Below are 19,908 nucleotides of genomic sequence, written 5' to 3' on the forward strand. Positions count from 1 at the left end.
CAGTTGACAATAATGGTAATTGCACAAATGCCTAATAAGTTAGTGTACGAGACGGATGAGATGTAGTTCCTCAGCCGCAGGCTGGTTTTGTGGTTTTCAAGGGTGCAGTTTCTAAAAAGGCGAAGCATCCTTTGATGTTTTCAGACAGAACCCATAAATACATTTGTTAGTATCCTTTAATGGCATATTCCAATAAAAAAAGGCTGTGGCAAAATGATTACACATTTTGTCACAGCCTCTCTTCATTTCATTATTTTATTTCATCTGACCAATCAGCGTTCCTGGAAAACGCCTTCGCCGAGGATGCGGACATCCATCGGTACATGGACGCCGTACTGATCCTGGATGCGCTTCTGCACTTCATGGAGAACGTCCAGAATCTGCTGGCAGGTGGCTTTGCCGTTATTGACGACGAAGTCAGGATGCTTGGTGGAAACCTGAGCGTCTCCGATGGAGAAGCCGATGAGTCCCAGATCCTTGATCATGGGACCTACATGGTATCCCGGCGGACGCAGGTACATGGTGCCGGCACTTCTCTTCTCCAGCGGCTGCTTGGTGCGGCGGGAAATCTGGTGCTCGGTCATGTTTCTCTTGATTTCATCCGGGTTTCCCGGAGCAAGGTGGATCTTGATGCCTGTGATGATATCGCCGTTATGCATGAAAATGCTGTCGCTGTCACCGTAATGGAGGTCATCCCAGCCATAGGTCTTCTTCAGCAGGCCGTCTCTTGAAACTGCGTAGACTTCTTCGACGACATTCTTCATCTGGCTGCCATAGCCGTTCGCATTCATGAAAGCAGCGCCGATGACGGTGCCGGGGATGCCGACTGCCCATTCAAAGCCGCGCAGGCTGTTCTTTTCAGCAAAACGGGATACAGTACCCGTGCCGGTGCCGCCAGTGGCAGTGATCCATGTGCCTTCGCAGGTCATGTTCTGCTGCATGCGATTCATGCAGATCGTGATGCCGCGGATGCCCAGATCGCTGACAAGGCAGTTCGAGCCGCCGCCGATGACGGTGACCGGGATTCCTTCTTCATGCGCCTTTTTCAGGACTGCGATTAATTCGTCTTCTGTTGTCGGCATGACGAATGCGTCTGCCGGTCCGCCGATACCATACGTGGTGTGGCGGCTCATCGGTTCGTTGAGCTTTACCTGTCTTTCATTCAGGATTCCGTCGAAAAATTTTGCGTAGTCTGTCATTTATCCAGTTCCAATACGTCCATACCCTGCGACATTGCTTCAGATACGATCTTCTGCAGATCCGCAGCTACTTGATTCCAGCGAATGAATGCCTGCAGGTATTCCTGCGCATTGCTGTTGTTGCTGACGAGTACAGCCAGTTCCTGCAAGTGCTTGTAAGCTTCCTCGTCTTCCTTCTGACCAGCGATTCTTGCGTAGTCCGATTTCATCTGGGCCATGATGTATTCCTTCACCATTTTCCTGGCTTCTTCATCACCCTTGATTTTCTCGGCTGCTTCGGTCAGGCGTTTCATTTCATCGCTTTCCTTGATCTCCTTTGCCAGTGCATACGCTGCATCATAAGTATTCATGACTATCACTGCCTCCTTTGAACAAACGTCCGCTCTTCTGGAGAAGATGCGGGAAACCGGTCTGCCTGAGCGCTTCCATTGCAACGATGGCAACGGCGTTCGACAGGTTGAGCGACCGGGCTTCTTCAATCATCGGGATGCGGATGCAGTCCTCTTCATGCGCCAGAAGGAGATCTTCCGGCAGTCCCTTCGTTTCCTTTCCGAAAACGAGGACATCGTCTTCATTGAAAGACACATCCGTATACGATTTGACCGCCTTTGTCGTGTTGTAGTAGAAATGGCGGCCCTTCAGCATTTCCTTCACGGATTCAAAGTTCGGATGAACATGAACCTCGAGAAGATCCCAGTAATCCAGCCCTGCACGCTTCAGGTGCTTGTCATCGATGGAAAACCCGAGGGGTTCCACCAAGTGGAGCGTCAGATGCTCAGCGGCACAGAGCCTTGATATATTTCCTGTGTTTCCCGGAATTTCCGGTTCAACCAGAACAATATGCATAATTACCCTCTCTAAAAATAACTTCCGTAGCGGTCACGATACCGGTCCTGCTGCTCGCGGCCTTCATACAATTTGAACGTCCTGGCTTTCTGTCCCTTGTAGGAAATCTGGTAAATCGGGCCTGCATCAAGCCCGTCTACGGCCAGACGGTAAATATTGTAATGGAATCCATCAGACTTCTGCGGTATCGGAAGCCCCGTCACATGGACGCCCCCGTTCACCTGGAATTCAGACTTGTAGGACGGCGACATGAAGTTGGCGGGGTGGAGCTCCTCTTCTGTCAGAGGATCAGCCATCTCGACTTCCAGTGTCAGTTCGTCGACAACGAATACGTGCTTGATGGAATTGGCAGAAACAGACGATGCAAGCCCCAGCGCCAGAAGAGCGGCGGACAGGATGATTTTATACTTCATAGCTTTCCCCTTTCGAGAAATGGCAGCAAGCTGCCCTGAACCTCCCTGCATCAAGTACTATTTTAACACATTTACAATCGGTGAAAAACAGACCGCGAAAAAAATAAGCATATACTTTTAAAGACTCTCTATGAAATCCGGACAATAAAAAACTGCGGACGAGCCGCAGTTCTTTACATGTCTTATTTTCTTTCTTTGATTCTTGCTGCCTTGCCGGACAGACCACGCAGGTAGAAGAGTTTTGCACGACGAACGATGCCGCGGCGCTTTACTTCAATCTTAGCCAGACGCGGGGAATGAACCAGGAATGTTCTTTCTACGCCTACGCCGTAGGAAATACGACGAACTGTGAAAGTTTCTCTGACTCCGGCATTTCTTCTGGCAATAACGATGCCTTCGAATACCTGGATTCTTTCATTCTTGCCTTCAACGACCTTAACATGAACTCTTACGGTGTCTCCCGGGCGGAATTCAGGAATGTCATTTCTCAGCTGTTCATTCTCGAGTGTTTCGATAATATTCACGATCTTTTCCTCCTTCTCACAGGACATTCATGCCGATCGTATATGGCAGAGGACTATCCAGAATAACGTTGTCATTATATCACGCTTTTTTTCTCTTTGCAAGGGAAAATGCTTGACAAATGATCAATATCCGGTCATCGGGAGCGCCTGCTTTTTGAGCTTCTTCAGCGCCTTTCCTTCGATTTGGCGGATACGTTCACGAGTGACGCCGAAGTGCTTGCCGACTTCTTCCAGAGTTCTTGGTGTTCCGTCGTCCATGCCAAAGCGCAGGGCGAGGACTCCTTTTTCTCTTTCGGTCAGCGTATCGAGCATGCTGTAGACCTGCTCGCGGCGCATCGTTGCTGCTGCTTCATCTTCCGGGGAAGCTGTCTTCTGGTCTTCGATGAAGTCTCCCAGATGGGAATCTTCCTTTTCGCCGATCGGCGTTTCCAGGGAAATCGGATCCTGGGCAGCCTTCTTGGCTTCCCTGATCTTTTCAAGGCTGATGCCCATTTCCTTGGACAGTTCCTCGTTCGTTGCCTCGCGGCCGTGTTCCTGCAGGAAACGGCGGCCTACGCGGTTCATCTTATTGATTGTTTCGACCATGTGGACAGGCACGCGGATCGTTCTTGCCTGGTCGGCAATGGAGCGCGTAATCGCCTGGCGGATCCACCATGTCGCATATGTACTGAATTTATAGCCCTTGGTGTAGTCGAACTTGTCGACGGCCTTCAGAAGGCCGATATTTCCTTCCTGAATGAGATCCAGGAAAGGCATGCCGCGTCCCGGGTACTTCTTGGCAATGGATACGACCAGACGGAGGTTGGCGTTTGCCATTTCCTTCTTGGCTTCCAGAGCTGCTTCCTTCTCTTCCGGGGTCGCATCTTCCTTCTTGCCTTTTTCGATCGTCTTCGCCAGTTCCATTTCCTGTTCTGCGGAAAGAAGCGGATTGGAGCCGCATTCACGCAGGTACAGGCGTACCGGATCACTTACGCCGCCGGCTGCCGCATTGTAATCAGCATCCGTTGTATCTTCCACGTCCCAGGATTTTTCTTCTTCCTGTGTATCGTCATCACCGTCAAGAAGCATATTGTCAGATAGGATGTCTTCCCCTTCTTCTCCTGCGAAATCTGCTTCTGTCGGTCCCTCTTCCGTTTCCTCTGGTTCATCGTAAACCATTTCAATATGATGATCATGAAGAAGAGTGAAAACGCTGTCCAGTTGTTTCTGGGTCAAATTGTTTTCCTTCGTGAAATTGATGATTTCATTGTAGGAAATATTTCCATCCGCGTTGACTCTCTCCTTGAGATCTTTCAGCCACTGCTCAAGCTGTGCCGCCTTTGTAGCCAAGTCAGGACACCTCCTAGGAATTCAGAGACAAGGTCTCTTTGTATGTCGGAAATAGTAGATCAAACCGGCTCTTTTGTCCTTTTATTCGTTTTGCTCCATACCTTCTCAAAGCCTGTTTTTGGACGCAAAAAAGCCCTGCTTTTCGTCTCAAGTCAAAATCAGATAATACACTCTTTATCTGTAAAAATCAAGAGAGAAAAACTATATTTTTTTATTTTATTAAAAGCCGTACATTATATTCGTTATATACGGTATATTTATTAATCAGCGGAGGATCTCCGCTTCGCTGCATGGAAATGAAACGTCTTTTCTTCTCCCGTTTCATTCACAGACAGACAGAAAAAACGGCACCCGCAGATGCCGTTTTTGATTTCTGGTGACCCAGGAGGGATTCGAACCCACGACCCACCGCTTAGAAGGCGGTTGCTCTATCCAACTGAGCTACTGAGCCATATTGGTCGGGGCAGCCGGACTCGAACTGGCGACCCCCTGCTCCCAAAGCAGGTGCGCTACCAACTGCGCTATGCCCCGTAACACCTCAATAGTTTATTACATCTTGCGCTTTTCGTCAAGTGTTTTTCTTTTCTTTTTTACAGAGAGAAAAAGAGACCTATACTTTCTTGTGACCGACGTCTTCTGCCTTCACTTTCCCAAGGTAAATGCAGCCGATGATCCAGGCCACATAATCGTCAATCGGAACCGGGACTGTCCGCATGCCTTTGGGGATGAGACGGGAAAGGCCTTTGGTAGGATGATCCTTCCAGTACCACTGCTCTCCCATTTCCGTCGTGTACTTTTCATCGACAAGGATCGTGCGGAAGGGAAGTCCCATCTTTTCAAGGACAGCGTCTGCCCTCTTCTGGATTTCCTTATGATGCGTCCCGTTTCCCATGATGAAGGCGGAAACGGGGTGACTTGAAAGAAGGTCTTCCGCTTCTTTCTCGAATTCCTTCGTGCGGATGACCTTCTTGATCAAGAGCGAGCCGTCTTCTTCGACGACTGCCATTCCTGTTTTTTCTGAACCGGGATCAGCGGCTAAAATCATCTTCCGTCATTCCTTTCGACGCGTACGTCAATGAGGAGCGGGCCCTGGCTGTAGATATCGCGGCGCGCCGTGACGTACAGTGTGCAGTTTCCGCCATACTCCTTGACCTTCTGGATGACTTCCATCAGTTCCTGTCCTTCAAGAGCCCCTACGTTGCCCGTAATCGGGTCCGGAAGGATGCCCTGGCTTCTTGCATAGACATTGAGATCCTTCAGGAAGCGGAGGACCTGCAGCTCATAGTTCCTGATGTCCTTGTACTTATCCAGATTGCCCTGATAAATCGTTTCTCCCTTGTGGAAGACAAGGATACTGTCATGGATATCGAAATCAACGACAAGGCGCTCGCCCAGAATAAGGTTCTGCGCAGCGACGATGCGAACGAGTTTCTTTGTCTTGGATCCTGCGATCTGATTGACAGCCGTATCGAAATCCTGACGGCTGACGCGGATGAGTTCTGCGTTCTGGTCCGTCACATTCATCTGCTGCTTGAGCATGGTATTAATATCGTTCAAAACGCTGTCCAGTACCTTTTCCGTCTGCTCCTTGTTCATATTTTCATCGACAGTGACGCTTGTCAGCACCTGTCCGGCGCGCAGGATGACCTGGCCCTCGCGGAGCGCATAAATATTGCTCAGGAGTTCCTGCTTTTCTTCTGTCAGCGTATTGATGTTTCCTGTCAGTTCATTCTTTGTCTTTTCAAGGTTCTTGATTTCAGCAGCGGACTTTTCAACGCCGGCCTGCGCCTGATCATACGCCTCCTGCACGGTGGAAAGTTCATTTTCCATATAGACTCTCTGGCTTTCGACGCGGTCAAGTTCCCTGGACGTTTCTTCAGACTTTCTCGTCACGTCCTCGTACTCCTTGTTCCTTGCCTCGAGCTGGAGCTTGCCTGATTCAAGTTCCTTGTTCTTGAGCTGGATTTCCTGATTGAGGTCCTTCATCTGCGTCTGCAATTTGGACAGGCCGAATAAAGCGACCCTGACATTTTCATTCACCACGGCCATGACGGCAATGGTCGAGAACGAAATGAGGGCGCCGGAAATGATGGTCACGATGATCGAGGTATACTTCGGGCGCAGGCCGAAAAGAGTCATTCTCTTCTTGCCTACTTTGGAGCCTATCCTGTCCCCGAGAAAGGCGATGAGTCCGCCCATGCTGATCAGGACAAGAACGATGGCGATGCCTATGAACATAGTGACCTCCTTACCTTATATAATCATCCGGTTTCCGGACGCGGCGAAGTCCCGGAAGGCCGGGACTCATAACTCAAGTGAAATTCAGCGGTCAACCCTCCATATGAGGTAGCACCCTGTGACGAAAGCAATCATATTCGGCAGCCAGACTGCGAGGAATGCAGGCATGAGGTGGCCTTTGCCGAGTGCTTCGAGGAATGTCATGATCGCATAGTAAAGGAAAATAATGACAACGGAAATGCCGAATCCGACAGAAGAGGAAGATCTCTGCTTCTGTACGCCCAGAGGAGCGCCTACGATAGCGAAGACAAAGCTTGCCATCGGCAGGGAGAAGCGGCGGTAGATTTCCATCGTGATGCCTGTGGTGTCAGCATGAGCGGCAGCATAGGCTTTCTTTGTCAGAAGGAGTTCGCGGATCGTCATTTCATCAAGATCCTTGTTTTCCTTCGGAATATCTTCCGGAGACTGTGCATAAGGAATGGCCTGGCTCTCGAAGTGCATCATGCGGTCTACACCGTCGCCGGTGAGATCATAGATGACGCCGTTCGTCATGTACCAGACACCATCTTTCCAGACAGCGGTCGGTGCGTTTTCCACTCGGGTGACTTCTTCATTCTGGAATTCCTGGACCGTGATGTTTTCCAGCTGCTTTGTCTGCGGGTCATACTTTCTTGCATAAAGAAGGTGGACAATCTTGCCGCCCTGCACGTCACGGATGACGACATGGTCGGTCACGCCCGGATTGAGATTCCTTCGGATTTCCACGTTCAGTACGTACTGGTACTCGCTGTTTGTCCACGGCACGACGTATTCATTGAATGCGACGGCGCAGATGCTGATGGCAAAAGACAAAAGAAAGACCGGCGTAGCCAGGCGCAGGAAACTCTGCCCGGAAGAACGCATGACAATCAGTTCGCTCGATCCAGACAGGCGAGAGAAACACATAAGGGCGCCTAAAAGGACAGCCATCGGGAATGTGTAGACGACAATTCTCGGGAGCGCCAGGATGAAAATCTTCAGCGCGGATTCCGAGGATGCGCCGTACTTTGTTACGTAGCTTGCAATTTTCAAAAGGGTATCTGCACCAAGGAAGATCGCTGTGAAAGCTGCTACGCCAAAGAGGAACGGAGCCAGGAATTCTTTTAATATGTATTTGTCCAATATTCTCATCGGAATTCCCCTCCTTCTATATCTTTCTTCATCATAAAGTGAAATTCTCTCCCAAATAGTTCTTCTTTGCTACCGGATCCACGGCAATTTCAGCATCCGTTCCGTGCAACAGAATGCGTCCTTCCGACAGGATGTAAGCATTGTCGACGATGCGCAGCGTTTCGCGGACGTTGTGGTCCGTGATGAGGATGCCGATTCCCTTCGTCTTCAGGTGAAGGACGACGCTCTGGATATCTTCGACAGCGAGCGGATCAACGCCTGCAAACGGTTCATCGAGAAGGATGAAGGCAGGATCCATCGTCAGAGAGCGCGCGATTTCCACGCGGCGTCTTTCACCGCCTGAAAGTGCTCCGCCCTTTGTATCGCGGACACGGCCGATATTGAATTCATCCAGAAGAGACTCCGCCTTGGCGGTTCTTTCTTCCGGCGTCAGATCTTTTCTTGTTTCCAGAAGAGACATCAGGTTTTCCCATACAGTCATCTTCGTGAAAACAGACTGTTCCTGCGGCAGGTAGCCGATGCCGAACTGGTGGCGCTTGTAAATCGGAAGGCCCACAAGTGAGATGTCCCCGACTGTCACGTCCCCTTCATCCGGCTGGATGATGCCGACGATCATGTAGAATGTGGTCGTCTTGCCGGCTCCGTTAGGCCCCAGGAGCCCTACGATCGTCCCCTGCTCGACTTCCACATTGACATCATTCACGACAGTTTTTTCGCCGTAGCGTTTGATCAGATTATGTGTTTCTATCTTCATTGATTTCCCTTGGTTTCTACTTTGTTTCTATGGATGAACCTGCATACTCAGGGCGGCCTGCGATTGGCGTATTGGCGGTGACCGGACCGGTTGGAGCGCTCTCCTGTCCGCTTCCGGAGCCTGCCGTATTATCGCTGCCCCCTGTATTTGTGATGACGATGGTGCTTCTGCCCTTCGTTTCTACGACTTTGTCGTTATCCATGAGGATGAGTTCAGGTCCGTCGAAGCGGTTTCCATTCTGCACGGCCCATGCATTGCCCTGGAGGACAAGGCGTCCGTCAGTGCCGTTCCTGCCGGTTCTGGTGTAGACAGCCTGATCGCCGTAGCCTGTTGCATTATGGAGTGTGCTTGAAAGGTTGACGCCGCCGGTGGCAACGACTTTAATCTGCTTCAGGTTGCCTTCGATATGAGGAGCGGCAAGGCTTCCATCCGGAGATTCGAGGTAGCCGTTTCCTTCGATCTTGGCAAAGCCTGTATCGGAATTGTACATGACATCGTCGCCCTTGAGGGTCCTGTTTTCAGCGTCGTCATGATAATAAACGCTTCCGATGCCTCTTGCGGTCTTGTCATTATAAAGGAAGAGCTTGTCAGCCGTCAATGTTTCCTGATTCTTGGCATAATGAACGCCGCCTTCCAGGAAAGCACTCCTGTCTTCGAAATGGTATTCGCCGTCTGCGGCTGTGATTGTTGCGCCTTCGTTAGCGTGGATGACCACGTTCCCTTTGGCGGTGACGACCTTGGCCTTGCCGTCATATGTCAAGACGTCGGCTGTGATGTCATCGGCCATGGCGGTCGTGACAGATCCTAGTGCGATGGCCAGTACTGCCAGCGCTGCATAAAAAGTTTTCACTTTCACTTTGCGTCCTCCTTGTCTGCGAGCTTCGCATGTCCTTTGGCGGTTAACTGCTGCAGCACCCGGTCTCCCGTGAAGCTGTCACCTGTCAGTACGCGGTTGTCTTTTTCCGCTGTGAAGAATTGATCCGTGGAAAGGATCTGTGTCTTGCCATCATACGTCAGGTTCTTTGCATAAAGGACGAGTCCGTCCTTGGATTTTCCCTTGACGTTTCCTTCTACGTAAACGGTCTGCGCCTTGCGGTCGATTTTGCCCGTATCAGCTGTCAGATCGATTTCGTTGTCATCTTTCATGAAAGACCCGTCGACGCCTGTCATCTCGATGATGTTCTTATCCTGGCTCATCGTGACATGCTTGGCCTTGAAGCGCCATACAGGCTTGCCGTCCTTGTCTTCCTTCAGATCGATATTATCGAATTCCATGGCCGGATTTCCGGAACCGGCGGCAGCATTCATGCGTTTCGTGTCGCCGCGGAAGAGAGCGTAGATGCCCACAGCAAGGAGCAGGATGACCGCTATCGTGATATAAAGCTTGGCGTGTTTCTTCATTCCTTGCCTCCTTTGGTCTCGTTCCAGTTATCATAGATGCCGGATGCAAAACGCTTCTTTTCCTCTTCGCTCAGATCCATGTACATCTTGATCTTTCCCGGTCTTGTCCAGAAGAGATGCTGGAACCAGAGCCAGTCTGCCGGATGGGCTTTGATGAAATCTTCCATCATCGTGGCCATTTTCTGGGAGTTCCTGAGAAGATCCCCTTCTTCATCTCCCGTGTCTTCGTAATAGAATTTCTTTCCCACACAGATCGTGTGGCCCTTCCCGTTTTCATTTCTTACGATGAAAAGCGGGATGATCGGCGCCTTGAACTTTCTGGCAAAGACGGCCGGCCCCTGTGGGAAGGAAAAGACCTTGTTCATGAAAAGAACCGGTACGCCGACCTTGTTCCCGTCCTTATCGGAAAGGAAGCCAAGGATATGGTTCTTCTTCATCGAGCGCGCAGCGGCAATCATTTCGTAGCCGCCCGTGCCGGTCAGGTAAATATGCTGACCCGCCATGGTGCGGTAATCGTTGATAATTCTCATCAGCGCATCATCAGCCTGCTTCTTGCCGATGGCCGACGTGTCATAGCCGTGAAGGGCAAGGCCTGCGCCAAGCCATTCCCAGTTTCCCATATGTGCGGTAAGGCCGACGATTCCCTTTTTCTCAGCGTATGCTTCTTCCAGGTACTCGGGATGATCGATCTTCACGAAATCATCAATATGCGCTTTTTCTTTGCAGAGCCGCGGCATATACATCATTTCCATGGCGGACATACCGATATTTTCATAAACCTTCTGCAGCAGCTTTTCGGCTTCAGGGCGCGAGACCTTAAGGCCGGTCATGATCTGCTCCAGACCCCGGTTTCTTTGTTTGGCTATGCGGTTCATAATGCAGGGGCCCAGAAAGCGCCCTATAGACAGGATTCGGTCATATGACATGCGGCAGAGCATATTGCTGATGCCTTTCAGAATCCTGTATCTTACATCGAATGACATGGCTCCTCTTCTTTCCGGAAATGATTCAAAATACAGCGGGCCCCTCAGTCATGTCTGAAGGAATCGACCGCTTCATCCCAGCGTCCCTGGGCTTTCAAAATATGTTCGACGAATTCGCGGGCTGCGCCTTCCCCGCCTTTAAAGTGGGAAATGAAATCCGCAGCATCCCTGTTTTCGTCACAGGCATTTTCAGGACATCCCGAAACGCCGACCTTTTCAAGGAGAGGCAGATCATTCAGATCGTCTCCCATGTAAGCGGCTTCTTCCCAGGAAAGTCCGTATTCTTTCAGCAAGCCTTCCAGTGCTTCGATCTTGTTTTCAACGCCGGTCAAAACGAAGTCAGCATGGAGCTCCCTTGCGCGGGCGCCCACGATCTTCGAGGACCTTCCGGTGATGAAGCCTGTCTTGTAGCCCATCCTGTGGGCAAGACTCAGGGCCAGTCCGTCCTTGACGTTGAAGAATTTGTAAGCTTCCCCGTCAGGCCCAAGGACCAGCGTCCCGTTTGTCAGCGTGCCGTCGACGTCGAAAGCAAACAGTTTTATTTTATCCGCATTTTTCATCAGACGACCCCCTGTTTCATAAGGTCGGTGATATGCACCATGCCGGTCGCGCGTCCGTTCTCGTCAACGACAGGAAGAACGGTGATCGGATGGGGCTTGTGGTTTTCCATGATATGGAGTGCTTCAGCAGCCAGGCGTCCGGATGTGATGACGATCGGTTCCTGTGTCATGACATCGGAAAGATGGACTGTCAGGAAATCCGTGCCTCTCTCAAGGCCACGTCTGACATCGCCGTCGGTCATAAGGCCGATCAGGGAACCTTCCGCATTGATGACGGAAACGGCGCCAAGGCCCTTGGACGTCATGACGAAGAGCGCATCTTTGACAGATGCCTTTTCCTGCACGACAGGATTGTCCTCTCCCTTGTGCATGACCATCTCGACTGTCATGAGAAGCTTTTTCCCAAGAGAGCCGCCCGGATGGAAAATGGCAAACTTGTCTGCCGTGAAATGGCGGTTTTCCATCAAACATACAGCCAGCGCATCGCCAAGGGCGAGAGCAGCAGTCGTCGAGCTTGTCGGAGCAAGGCCCAGAGAGTCTGCTTCCTTTTCAACGCCTGCGTCAAGGACAGCATCTGCATTCTTGGCAAGCGTGGAATTCGTCTTGCCGACGACGGCAATGAGTTTTGGCCCGATTCTTTTCAGGGACGGGAGAATATTCAAAATCTCCATCGTTTCCCCGCTGTTTGAATAGGCAATGACGACATCTTCTGATGTGACCATGCCAAGATCCCCGTGGATGCCTTCTGCCGGATGCAGGAAGAAGGCAGGCGTGCCGGTGCTTGCCATCGTGGCAGCTACCTTGCGGGCGATATGGCCCGATTTCCCCATGCCTGTCAAAACCACGCGCCCCTTGGACTCGTCGATCATACGGACTGCCTTTTCAAACTGACCGTCCAATTTATTGACTAAAGATTCTACTGCCGCCGCTTCATCCCGAAGGACCCGCGACGCCGTCTCTATTACTGACATACAGCCTCCCGTTTTCTTGATGACCCGGAACTTCTGACAGGGAATGATTCATCCACTCTGCCGAATCATATTTATTATACAATAATTTGACTTGAAATACTTAATGAATCCTATAGAAAATCATGCGCAGATCCACGCTTCTTTTCTCCAAGGAACAGAAAAGCTGTGCGGGAGAATGACGCCCGCGCAGAGCTTCTTTTGGGACCGTATCCCTTATCTTTCCGGAACGAGTTTCTCTCCTTTGTCATGTTTTACGATGTCATTGATCGCAATGAGGTCCTTCAGGAGGCCTTCAAGGGAGGACAGGTAAAGCATGTTGGAGGAATCGGAGAGACCTTCCGGCGGATTGTCATGGACTTCCATGAAGAAGCCGTCTACGCCGGATGCGGCAGCGGCTCTTGCCAGGTACGGAATGAATTCGCGCTGGCCGCCGGTGGATCCGCCCATGCCGCCAGGGAGCTGTACGCTGTGGGTGGCATCGAAAATGACCGGATAGCCAAAGCTTCTCATGATCGGGAAGGAGCGCATATCAACGACAAGGTTGTGGTAGCCGAAGGATGCACCGCGTTCGGTGACAGCCAGGTTCGGGTTGCCTGCTTCTTCCATTTTTTCAATGACATTCTTCATGTCTTCCGGAGCCATGAACTGGCCCTTCTTCACATTGACCGGTACGCCTGTCTTGGCTGCGCCGTAAACAAGGTCGGTCTGGCGGCAGAGGAATGCCGGGATTTGGATCATGTCCAGGACCTTGGATGCTTTTTCAAGCTGGGTGACGTCATGGACGTCGGAGAGAACCGGCACCTGCAGTTCCTTCTTGATGGATGCGAGGATTTCAAGTCCCTTATCGAGACCCGGTCCGCGGAAGGAATTGAAGGAGGAACGGTTTGCCTTGTCATAAGAGGCTTTGAAAATGTACTGGACGCCGAGGCGTTCGCAGATTTTCTTGATTTCACGGCCGATCATCAGTGTGCGGTCATATCCTTCAATGACGCAGGGACCTGCGATCAGGAAAAGCTTGCTTCCGTCAATGGTCAGATTTCCTACTTGAATGGTTTTCATTGGTGGCTCCTTTCGAATAAGCGGTTTGCTTTCTTTAAGTCTTCTTCTGTATCAATGCCGATGTCTTCGGAATCGATGCAGATGACTCCGATTTTATAACCCATTTCCAGCGCGCGGAGCTGTTCTAAGGATTCTGTCTTTTCCAGAGGCGTCTGCTTCATGCCTGCATAGGCAAGAAGGAAATCCCTCCGGTACGCATAAATCCCGACATGCTTCAAAGGCGGCACGGAAAATTCATTTCTCGGATACGGGATGAGGGAGCGTGAGAAATAGAGTGCTTCCCCTTTCTGGTTCACGACGACCTTCACGGCGGAAGGATCGTCATACTCATCTTCTTTGAGAGGAGCAGCAGCCGTCGTCATGTCAAGGTCATCTCTTTCAGCGAGCATCTTGGCAAGGCTGTCAATGACATCAGGATTGATGAAGGGTTCATCTCCCTGCACATTGACGACGATATCGTAATCAGGAAGCGAAGCAGCGACTTCTGCCAGACGGTCGGTTCCGGTCGGATGATCCGGAGATGTCATCATGACGCGTCCGCCGAAGCTCTTCACTTCACTTTCTATTTTTTCATTATCCGTCGCAACGATAACGATGTCCGGCAGTTTTGCCAGGACGGCTCTTTCATACACACGGTGCACGAGCGTCTCTCCGGCAATCATGCGGAGCGGCTTGCCCGGAAGACGGGTAGAGGCGTACCGGGACGGAATAATGCATGCGATTTTCATAGTAGTTCCTCCCACTGTTCTTCCAATATTTCTTCTTGATGGCCTTTGATGGTCATTTCTATTTCAAGCACATAGAAAGGCATTTTCGAATTCCTGACGCTTTCAAGGTTCATGAGCTTCACGGCGTCTTTTTCCGTGACAGCAATGAGATCTGCGCCGGATCTTTCTGCCTCTTTGATGGCTTTTCTTACATCTTCATCCGTGTAGGCGTGGTGATCGGGAAATGACATGTCACCCGTTCTTACAAGGCCGGCTTCGGAGGCAGTCTCTGCAAAGGAGGCCGGGTTTCCTATGCCGGAAACAAGGAATGCTTTCTTTCCGGAAACGGCAGGGAGCTCTCCTTCATGGATGCGCTTTCTCCACGTTTCATAAGGCACGATTTTGGACGGGCTGTGCGCCGTCTCAAGGATGGGAGTGGTCCTTCCGTAATGGCGGAGCACCCTTTTGATTTTCAGTTTTTCTTCATCGCTTGCCTTGTCACTCTTCGTCAGAAGGAAAAGCGATGCCCTTCCCAGCGCTGTCAAAGGTTCCCGGAGGAGCCCTCTTGGAAGCGCATGGAAGTAGCCGAATGGATTCATGCAGTCGATGAGGACGATGTCGCGGTCGCGGTCAAGGCCCCAGTACTGGAAACCGTCGTCAAGGAGAAGGACATCCGCGCCAAGGGCTACCGCCTTTTTCGCAGACACCTTCCTGTCTTTTCCGACAAGGACGGGGACCGTTGGAAGGCGGAGCGCCATCATGTACGGCTCATCCCCTGCTTCCTTCTGGCTGACGAGAATGGACTTTCCGTCAGATACGACGCCGCCCTTTTTCTCGAGTCCGCTCTTGTAGCCGCGGCTGATGATAGCAGGCTTCTTTCCCTCTTTAAGAAGGAGCTCGGCAATCATCAGGATGCAGGGCGTCTTCCCCGTGCCGCCGGCCGTAACATTGCCGACGCTGATGACGGGAATCCCCGCCTCGACCGCATTGGCCGTTTCCCTGGCGCGTCTTTTCCTGACGCCCTTTAAGTACAGCTTTTCAAGAAGTGAAAGAAAGCCGGCAAATGCCGCATCAAATCCCCTCGGATTTCTTTCTTTCATGAGATTCGTTACATAGGCCTCAAGACTCATGCCGTCCTCCCAGCTTAACGCCGGATGATTCAATCAGTTCAGCGAAGGCTTTGATATTCCTGTCCGTCGCTCCCTGGTTTTCGCTGACGACCTCAAGAGCCGCCTCGCCCATTTTTTTGATTGTTTCAGGATGATCAAGGAGATCAAACATGATCTTCTCAAATTCAGCCTCATTATGCGCCATCAGGCACACACCGCGGCTGGAGAGAAGTTCGAAGATTTCCTGGAAATTGAACATGTTCGGTCCGACGACGACGGGCTTGCCGTGCGCTGCCGGTTCAAGGATATTGTGGCCGCCGACCTTGACGAAGCTTCCGCCGACGAAAACGACGTCAGCCAGGCTGTAGAGACGTCCGAGTTCCCCGATCGTATCGAGGATCACGATCTGCGGGCTTGTGCCATCGTCCTCATCCGTCCCCATCTTGGAACGGCGAAGGACCGTGTAGCCCTGATGCTTGATTATGAAACGGACGGAAGGCGCCCTTGTGATTTCACGGACAGCAAGGAGAAGCCTTGCATCCGGATACTTCTTCAAAATCTTTCCAAAGAGCTTGACGACGATTTCTTCCTCGCCGCCATGCGTGCTGCCGGCAACGATGATCGGTCCCTTTCCGTCGAAGCGGAATTCCTTGCGGAGCGCTGCTCTTTCTTCTTCGGAGACCGTCGCATACGTCTGGTCATACTTCGTATTTCCTGTAATCGTCACACGTTCAGGGATGGCACCCATGGAAATGATGCGCTCCCTGTCGATGGCAGACTGCATGCAGAAACGCTGGATCTGGAAAAGCATCCTTGTCGTGAAGCGTTTGATCAGTGCATATTTTCCCATCGAGCGTCCGCTGATGCGTCCGTTCATCATCATGACCGGGATCTTCTTTCTCCACGCCAGGCGAAGGAAATTCGGCCAGAGTTCAGTCTCGATGAGGATGATGGCCTTGGGATCGACGATATTGACGATGCGTTCAGTAATGACCGGAAGGTCAAAGGGGAAGAAGATATGCCCGTCCGCCTCGGGAATGATCCTGCGGGCCATGCGGTGGCCTGTTGCCGTGACGACGGAGACGACGACCATCTCATCGGGATATTTCTTCTTCAGTTCCCGGACGATCGGGCTGGCTGCGACCACTTCGCCGACGGATGCGGCATGCACCCAGATGGCGTTATGGTACGCGATCCGCTGGAGGGTCGGGGTCGGCATGATGCCGGCACTCTGCTTCAGGCGGTCATAGAACCCCTCTTCAAAGACGAGGCGGTAAATCAGGATCGGAATCTGCAGAATCCAGTAAGCCACAAGGCATATGTTGTAAAACCAGTACAATTATTCTTCTCCTTCGCTTTCAGCTTCTTTTTCAATCTGCTCGGCTTCCGCCACTTTCGCAGACATGGTATACAGTTCATAATACAGCCCGCCCTTGGCCATCAGTTCATCATGCGTGCCCTTTTCGGCGATGACGCCTTCATGGAGAACCAGGATCTGGTCCGCATTCTTGATGGTGGAGAGCCTGTGCGCGATAACGAAGGATGTTCTTCCGACCATCAGTTTATCGAGCGCATCCTGCACGATCTTCTCGCTTTCTGTATCGAGAGCGGATGTCGCTTCATCGAGGATGAGGATCTTCGGGTCTTTCAGGATGGCGCGCGCAATGGCGATACGCTGGCGCTGGCCGCCGGAGAGGACAAGGCCTCTGTCGCCGACCTTCGTTTCGATGCCGCGCGGCAGTCCCTTGATGAATTTCTCGGCATTAGCGGCTCTGACTGCAGCCCATACGTCTTCATCCGATGCATCGAGGCGTCCGTAGAGGACGTTGTCCTTGATCGTCGTATTGAAAAGAAGCGTATCCTGCGGCACAAGGCCGATATTGTCGCGAAGGGAACCGACGGTGACATCTCGGATATCGACGCCGTCGATCAGGATGGCGCCGCCTGTTACGTCGTAGAAACGGGGAAGAAGGTTTGCAATCGTCGTCTTACCGGCGCCCGAGGGGCCTACGACAGCGATTGTCTGTCCTGGTTCAGCGACGAAATTAAGGTCCGTCAGGACAGGATTGTCCTTCTCATAAGCAAACTGCACATGGCGTGCTTCAACGCGGCCTTCGGTCACGACGAGCGGCTTTGCGCCAGGGCGGTCCTGCACTTCCGGCTTTTCGTCAAGGATGGCAAAGACGCGGTCAGCAGCTGCCAGAGATTTCTGGATGTTGCCGAAGCTTTCTGCTAGTCTTCTTGTCGGGTTGGCCAGGTTGATGGCATAAATCAGGAATGCAATCAGTTCGCCGGTGGTCATAACGCCGTCGATGACGGATACGCCGCCGTACCAGATGATGGCGCAGACTGCAATCGCAGAGAGGAATTCAACGAGCGGTGTCATCTGGCTCTGCTGGCGGATAGCACGGACAGTCGCCTTGAAGCTGCTCTTGTTGATTTCGCGGAAACGGCCTTCTTCAAAGTCGCCGCGGTTAAAGCTTCTTACGATACGCACGCCCTGGATCGTTTCCTGCAGCATGCTCGTCACGTCAGCCAGTCTTTCCTGTACGGAACGGCCGCTCGTGTGGAGCTTCTTGCCGAAGAACTTGATGGTGAGGGATACGAGCGGAACGATGACAAGACAGAGAATCGTCAGTTTCCACTGGAGGTAGATCATGGAAGCAAAGGACCCGATGAAGATTGCCCCTTCCTGCACCATCTGGATGAAGTTATCGACGATGGCTGTCTGGAGAGCGGAAATATCGTTCGTCAGATTACTCATGATATCGCCCGTTCTTCTGCGGTCGTAGTAAGCGATCGACAGCTTCTGCAGGTGATGGTACAGAGCGTTTCTGAGGTCCATGATGACGGCCTGCCCTATATACCCCATGAGGTATCGGTGGCCGAATGTCGTCAGGGCGCGGATGAAGAATGTACCCATGATGGCGACGATGATGATGTAAAGCATCCGGAGGTCCTTGCTTTCGAGCACCTTATCGATGACATCCTTGATGATCCACGGGACCACAAGGTTCGACAGAGATACCACGATCATGAAGACCACGGATACGAGAAGCAGCTTCCAGTAAGGCCAGAGATAGGACAGAAGCCTCTTGTAGCTGTTCAGTTTGCTGTTTTTGGTATTATTCATGTAATTTCCTGATCTCCTGCTGTTTTTAATACGAGACTGGCCACGTTCCTGACGGCGCCGCCATTACCGAGCGCTTTCCTTACATCGCGCAGCTCTTCCACATTCGCTTCCCTGGCCGCGGGATTCAGGAGCCACGGAAGAACCAGGGAGGAAATATGATCCGGCGTCACCTCATCCTGCAGAAGTTCGGGCGTCACTTCCCGCTGCAGGAGAAGATTCGGAAGGCCCGCATACTTCACATGGACCAGGTGCTTGGCCAGGAACCAGGTAAAGGGAGCGAGGCGGTAGACAAGAACCGTCGGAAGCTCCATCAGGGCTGTCTCAAGCGTTGCCGTCCCGGAGGAAGCAATGCATGCGTCGCACATGCCCATGAGGTCATAGCGCGCGCCTTCTGTGATTTCGATGTCGATTCCGGGATTATGCCCGATGATCGAGTGAAGAAGACTTAAGGAAATCGTGCTTGCGCGGGGAATGAAGAACTGGCTCGGCGCCTTCTTATTGATTTCCCTTGCCGCATCAAGCATCGTGGGGAGAAGTCCCCTGACCTCGTTGCCGCGGCTTCCCGGCATAAGAAGGATGTGCTTCTTGTCAGGATCGGCGCGGAAATACTTCAGCGCCTTTTCCCTTGGCATCGTCGGCTTCACTGTATCAGCCAGCGGATGTCCGACGAAAGTGACATTCGCGCCGGCTTCCTTGTATGCTTTGGCTTCGAACGGGAAAATGGATGCGACAGCTGCCACATCGCGGACGATTTTCTTCGCCCTTCCCTTGTTCCAAGCCCAGATTGTCGGAGCAATATAGTAAATGACAGGGATCCCCAGCTCCTTGGCCACATGGGCGAGGCGCATATTGAATCCCGGATAATCGATGCAGACAAGCGCGTCCGGCTTCTCATCGATCATGGCCTGCTTCAATGTGTCGCGCAGGCGGAAAAAGAAGGGAATGTGCTTGACGACTTCCACCACGCCTATGATTCCCAGATTGTTAATGTCATAAATGATCCGTACGCCGCTCTTTTGCATGTCGCTGCCGCCCATGCCGAAAAGTTCAATATCCGGCCTGAGTTTCTTGAGTTCGGCCGCAAGAGCGCCGCCGTGCAGATCGCCGGAAGCTTCCCCGGCTGACATCATGATTTTCATAAGCTGTCCTGTTCTGCCGCAAGAATGACGATGCCCTTGTTATTGGCTTCCTTGAGCACTTCATCCTTCTCGGCAAATAGCGTGTGATACGCTTCGATGGCTAGTACTGCGCAGCCGCTCTCCTCCATCGAACGGAGCGTCTGCAAACCGATGGCCGGCATATCGAAACGGGTATCCTGATTCGGTTTGGCCGTCTTGACGACGACAGCGCCGCCTCTGGCAAGCGCCCCGCCTCTCTTGATGCAGGCGTCGGTCCCCTCGATCGCCTCGACTGCCATGACGGCGCAGTTCTTGACGACGACCGTCTGTCCCAGATCCATGGCGCCGATAGCCTTGGCTGCCTTGAATCCGAAAGCGACGTCCGCCATCTGCT

The 19,908-nt window shown here is 52.0% G+C and carries 22 protein-coding genes and 2 tRNA genes; all 24 read right to left on the reverse strand.

Annotated features, from left to right (window positions below; translation table 11 throughout):
• Positions 1 to 272: 272 nt before the first annotated feature.
• Positions 273 to 1,199, reverse strand: coding sequence for a UDP-N-acetylmuramate dehydrogenase (murB, locus tag M3200_RS04540; protein WP_022382358.1), 927 nt, complete (start codon positions 1,197 to 1,199; stop codon positions 273 to 275).
• The gene (locus M3200_RS04545; RefSeq protein WP_022382359.1) at positions 1,196 to 1,549 is read right to left on the reverse strand and encodes a YlbF/YmcA family competence regulator; all 354 of its coding nucleotides are present in this window, start codon (positions 1,547 to 1,549) and stop codon (positions 1,196 to 1,198) included. Before M3200_RS04545 ends, murB begins: the two co-directional genes overlap by 4 nt.
• On the reverse strand, positions 1,536 to 2,045 hold the full coding sequence (locus M3200_RS04550; RefSeq protein WP_022382360.1) for a tRNA (cytidine(34)-2'-O)-methyltransferase: 510 nt from the start codon (positions 2,043 to 2,045) through the stop codon (positions 1,536 to 1,538). The genes M3200_RS04545 and M3200_RS04550 overlap by 14 nt, the downstream gene beginning before the upstream one ends.
• A gap of 11 nt (positions 2,046 to 2,056) precedes the next feature.
• Entirely contained in the window at positions 2,057 to 2,458 is a 402-nt protein-coding gene (locus M3200_RS04555) for a hypothetical protein (protein ID WP_022382361.1), read from the reverse strand.
• A 182-nt stretch (positions 2,459 to 2,640) separates the two neighbouring features.
• On the reverse strand, positions 2,641 to 2,982 hold the full coding sequence (rplS, locus tag M3200_RS04560) for a 50S ribosomal protein L19 (RefSeq protein ID WP_022382362.1): 342 nt from the start codon (positions 2,980 to 2,982) through the stop codon (positions 2,641 to 2,643).
• 123 nt (positions 2,983 to 3,105) lie between these two features.
• Positions 3,106 to 4,311 (reverse strand): RNA polymerase sigma factor RpoD, encoded by a 1,206-nt coding sequence (gene rpoD / locus M3200_RS04565; protein ID WP_022382363.1) that lies wholly within the window; start codon positions 4,309 to 4,311, stop codon positions 3,106 to 3,108.
• A 374-nt stretch (positions 4,312 to 4,685) separates the two neighbouring features.
• Positions 4,686 to 4,762, reverse strand: a tRNA-Arg gene (locus tag M3200_RS04570).
• 4 nt (positions 4,763 to 4,766) lie between these two features.
• Positions 4,767 to 4,842: transfer RNA gene (locus tag M3200_RS04575), tRNA-Pro, on the reverse strand.
• A gap of 79 nt (positions 4,843 to 4,921) precedes the next feature.
• A complete protein-coding gene (locus M3200_RS04580; protein WP_022382364.1) occupies positions 4,922 to 5,356 on the reverse strand; it encodes a RuvC family protein in 435 nt (144 codons plus the stop codon).
• Positions 5,353 to 6,549 (reverse strand): DUF3084 family protein, encoded by a 1,197-nt coding sequence (locus tag M3200_RS04585; protein WP_022382365.1) that lies wholly within the window; start codon positions 6,547 to 6,549, stop codon positions 5,353 to 5,355. Before M3200_RS04585 ends, M3200_RS04580 begins: the two co-directional genes overlap by 4 nt.
• 84 nt (positions 6,550 to 6,633) lie before the next feature.
• Positions 6,634 to 7,719, reverse strand: a complete 1,086-nt coding sequence (locus M3200_RS04590; protein ID WP_022382366.1) for an LptF/LptG family permease — start codon at positions 7,717 to 7,719, stop codon at positions 6,634 to 6,636.
• A gap of 31 nt (positions 7,720 to 7,750) precedes the next feature.
• Positions 7,751 to 8,473 (reverse strand): LPS export ABC transporter ATP-binding protein, encoded by a 723-nt coding sequence (lptB, locus tag M3200_RS04595; protein WP_022382367.1) that lies wholly within the window; start codon positions 8,471 to 8,473, stop codon positions 7,751 to 7,753.
• 16 nt (positions 8,474 to 8,489) lie between these two features.
• Positions 8,490 to 9,329 (reverse strand): LptA/OstA family protein, encoded by an 840-nt coding sequence (locus tag M3200_RS04600; RefSeq protein ID WP_022382368.1) that lies wholly within the window; start codon positions 9,327 to 9,329, stop codon positions 8,490 to 8,492.
• Positions 9,326 to 9,874, reverse strand: a complete 549-nt coding sequence (gene lptC, locus M3200_RS04605; RefSeq protein WP_022382369.1) for an LPS export ABC transporter periplasmic protein LptC — start codon at positions 9,872 to 9,874, stop codon at positions 9,326 to 9,328. Before lptC ends, M3200_RS04600 begins: the two co-directional genes overlap by 4 nt.
• Positions 9,871 to 10,857, reverse strand: a complete 987-nt coding sequence (locus M3200_RS04610; protein WP_022382370.1) for a lysophospholipid acyltransferase family protein — start codon at positions 10,855 to 10,857, stop codon at positions 9,871 to 9,873. The genes lptC and M3200_RS04610 overlap by 4 nt, the downstream gene beginning before the upstream one ends.
• 44 nt (positions 10,858 to 10,901) lie before the next feature.
• The gene (locus M3200_RS04615) at positions 10,902 to 11,417 is read right to left on the reverse strand and encodes a KdsC family phosphatase (RefSeq protein ID WP_022382371.1); all 516 of its coding nucleotides are present in this window, start codon (positions 11,415 to 11,417) and stop codon (positions 10,902 to 10,904) included.
• On the reverse strand, positions 11,417 to 12,388 hold the full coding sequence (locus tag M3200_RS04620) for a KpsF/GutQ family sugar-phosphate isomerase (protein WP_022382372.1): 972 nt from the start codon (positions 12,386 to 12,388) through the stop codon (positions 11,417 to 11,419). The genes M3200_RS04615 and M3200_RS04620 overlap by 1 nt, the downstream gene beginning before the upstream one ends.
• A gap of 213 nt (positions 12,389 to 12,601) precedes the next feature.
• On the reverse strand, positions 12,602 to 13,447 hold the full coding sequence (kdsA, locus tag M3200_RS04625) for a 3-deoxy-8-phosphooctulonate synthase (RefSeq protein WP_022382373.1): 846 nt from the start codon (positions 13,445 to 13,447) through the stop codon (positions 12,602 to 12,604).
• On the reverse strand, positions 13,444 to 14,175 hold the full coding sequence (gene kdsB / locus M3200_RS04630) for a 3-deoxy-manno-octulosonate cytidylyltransferase (RefSeq protein WP_022382374.1): 732 nt from the start codon (positions 14,173 to 14,175) through the stop codon (positions 13,444 to 13,446). Before kdsB ends, kdsA begins: the two co-directional genes overlap by 4 nt.
• Positions 14,172 to 15,284, reverse strand: coding sequence for a tetraacyldisaccharide 4'-kinase (lpxK, locus tag M3200_RS04635; protein ID WP_022382375.1), 1,113 nt, complete (start codon positions 15,282 to 15,284; stop codon positions 14,172 to 14,174). The genes kdsB and lpxK overlap by 4 nt, the downstream gene beginning before the upstream one ends.
• Complete coding sequence (locus tag M3200_RS04640; protein WP_022382376.1) at positions 15,274 to 16,602, reverse strand: 3-deoxy-D-manno-octulosonic acid transferase; 1,329 nt, start codon at positions 16,600 to 16,602, stop codon at positions 15,274 to 15,276. Before M3200_RS04640 ends, lpxK begins: the two co-directional genes overlap by 11 nt.
• A complete protein-coding gene (locus tag M3200_RS04645) occupies positions 16,603 to 18,396 on the reverse strand; it encodes an ABC transporter ATP-binding protein (RefSeq protein ID WP_022382377.1) in 1,794 nt (597 codons plus the stop codon).
• Positions 18,393 to 19,535 carry a lipid-A-disaccharide synthase gene (gene lpxB / locus M3200_RS04650; RefSeq protein ID WP_022382378.1) on the reverse strand — a complete coding sequence of 381 codons (1,143 nt, stop codon included), beginning with the start codon at positions 19,533 to 19,535 and terminating at the stop codon, positions 18,393 to 18,395. The genes M3200_RS04645 and lpxB overlap by 4 nt, the downstream gene beginning before the upstream one ends.
• Positions 19,532 to 19,908, reverse strand: a 377-nt coding sequence (locus M3200_RS04655; RefSeq protein ID WP_288178147.1) for an LpxI family protein, incomplete at its 5' end; no start/stop codon positions are given. The genes lpxB and M3200_RS04655, both read right to left, overlap by 4 nt.

Origin of the sequence: Dialister sp. CAG:357, assembly GCF_000435155.1 — a bacterium.
GTDB classification, from domain to species: domain Bacteria; phylum Bacillota; class Negativicutes; order Veillonellales; family Dialisteraceae; genus Dialister; species Dialister hominis.